The 2,571-nt window shown below is 46.9% G+C and carries 1 protein-coding gene; it reads left to right on the forward strand.

Going from position 1 to position 2,571, the window contains the following annotated elements; genetic code table 11:
- Window positions 1–581 precede the first annotated feature (581 nt).
- Window positions 582–2,387, forward strand: coding sequence for an aspartate kinase (locus IM456_RS16480; RefSeq protein ID WP_149988139.1), 1,806 nt, complete (start codon window positions 582–584; stop codon window positions 2,385–2,387).
- The last annotated feature ends 184 nt before the right edge of the window (window positions 2,388–2,571 follow it).

Consider the following 2,571-nt stretch of genomic DNA (forward strand, 5'->3'; position numbering starts at 1 on the left):
AAAAGATATTTATCAGAAAAGTCATGATCAAGCTAGAGGTTTAAAGACTGATCGGGTTCCAATTATTTTTATTAATAAATATTTAACACAATTCATACCAGGTAAGCAAGAGGGCTACGCCACTACTACCGAATCATTACCTTGAGGGGTTCGATGCCCCGAAAATTGCCAAACTATCCTATACTAATTAGTGCGAGGCATAACATAAAGTACCCGCTTTGCCGTGGAGACGACTACCCGTAGCATCGAAGCACCTGGGCAACTGGGCGGCAATAGTCCACCCTCGATAGATACAGCTAACGGCAGTATCCTGATACCAGAATCAGCGTCTAACAGTAGGTTTTGTCCCCTTAGATATTTCTGGCTAAAACTAAATATTTAGCCACGGCGTTAGGAACTAGCGTCGTTAGATGCAGATGGTAGAACCGCTACCTAGTAGAGCCGTCAGGACTCGAATGGCAAGTTTACCGCTAGAAGCGTCAGAAGCGCAAAATCTGTGAGATTAGTCTTGGAAACGCTAATCTCAGCGAAGCGGATTAGCGTAGTTCATCAAAGATAGAAAGTCTCTAGCGCTGACAACTATGGCTGTAATTGTCCAAAAATACGGTGGTACATCGGTAGGTTCCGTGGAACGCATTCAATCGGTCGCTCAACGGGTCAAAAATACGGTAATAGCAGGAAACACCGTGGTGGTGGTCGTTTCTGCCATGGGTAAAACCACCGATGGATTGGTCAATTTAGCCAAACAAATCGCCGCCGAACCCTCGCGCCGGGAGATGGATATGTTATTATCCACGGGGGAACAGGTAACAATCGCCTTGATGAGTATGGCCCTAGAGGAAATCGGACAACCGGCCATCTCCCTAACCGGCGCTCAAGTGGGAATTGTCACGGAATCCGAACATAGTCGCGCCCGTATTTTAGAAATTAAAACCGATCGCCTCTCCCGTCATCTATCGGAGGGTAAAGTCGTTGTTGTCGCCGGTTTTCAAGGTGTTAGCGATAGCGATCAACTAGAGATTACCACCCTAGGGCGCGGTGGTTCCGATACCTCGGCCGTGGCCCTAGCGGCCGCCTTAAAAGCCGATTTTTGCGAAATTTACACCGATGTACCCGGTATTCTCACCACTGACCCCCGTTTAGTCCCCGAAGCGCGTCTTTTAGACCAAATCACCTGCGATGAGATGCTAGAATTAGCCAGTTTAGGGGCGAAAGTTCTCCACCCGCGAGCGGTGGAAATCGCTAAAAATTTCGGGGTTCCCTTGGTTGTCCGCTCCAGTTGGACAGAGGATCCGGGTACTTGGGTGACATCCCCAGCACCGAAACCGCGCACCCTGCAAGGATTGGAATTGACAAAAGCAGTGGATGCGGTGGAATTTGACGGCAATCAGGCGAAAATCTCGCTTTTACGGGTTCCTGATCGTCCGGGTATCGCTGCCCGTTTATTCGGGGAAATCGCTCATCAACAGGTGGACGTGGATTTAATTATTCAATCGATTCACGAGGGGGACAGCAACGATATCGCCTTTACGGTGATGGGAAATGCCTTGAAAAAAGCCCAATCCGTGTCCGAAGCGATCGCGCCAGTTTTACGTTCCCATCCCACTAATACAGAGGAAGCGGAAGTGATCATCGAATCCGGGGCCGCTAAAATCGCCATTACCGGCGCGGGTATGATCGGCCGGCCGGGAATTGCTGCCCAAATATTTAGCACTTTGGCCGCAGCGGCAATTAATATCGAAATGATCTCCACTTCCGAAGTAAAAGTCAGTTGTGTCATCGATGAAGCGGACGGAGAAAAAGCAATTAAAGTCCTTTGTGATGCTTTTCAAGTGGAGTATTCTGCTAAGGTTGCCCATCGCGAAATCCCTAACAATTTAGTCCCAGTCAGGGGAGTGGCCCTAGATAATAATCAGGCCCAAATGGCTATTCGTAACGTCCCCGATCGCCCGGGGATGGCGGCGAGAATTTTCTCGCTTTTAGCGGCAGAAAATGTCAGTGTCGATATGATTATTCAATCCCAACGCTGTCGCATTGTCGATGGTATTCCCCGACGGGATATCGCTTTTACTTTGCCCCAAGCTGATGCTAATTCCGCCCAAAAAATCCTCTTAGAACTATCGGAAAGTTTGGGTTTACAGGAAGTGGTGGTTAATAATGATGTGGCCAAAGTGAGTATTGTTGGTTCAGGAATGGAAGGACAACCGGGGGTAGCAGCACGCTTTTTTGAAGCTTTAGCAAAGGAGAAAATTAATATTTTGATGATTGCTACTTCTGATATAAAAATCAGTTGTGTGGTGAATCAGGAAGATGGAGTCAGGGCCTTACAAGTGGTTCACGCCGCTTTTGGATTAGCCGGACAGGGTAAAATTGAAGTACCCGCCTAAATGAAATTACAGGTTCTATGATAGGGGTAAGAGTTGCTTATATCCGACACTCCGCACTTCAAAATGTAGTATAAAGTAGCATAAACTCATTCAAGAAAAAATAAGTAAAAATACTCAGAGAATTAGTCCCAAAAAAGTGAGACAATCAAAAAGCTCAAAAATCTATTAAAGGTACAAAAATTGT

It is taken from the genome of Microcystis sp. M079S1, assembly GCF_020246425.1.
Lineage (GTDB): Bacteria > Cyanobacteriota > Cyanobacteriia > Cyanobacteriales > Microcystaceae > Microcystis > Microcystis aeruginosa.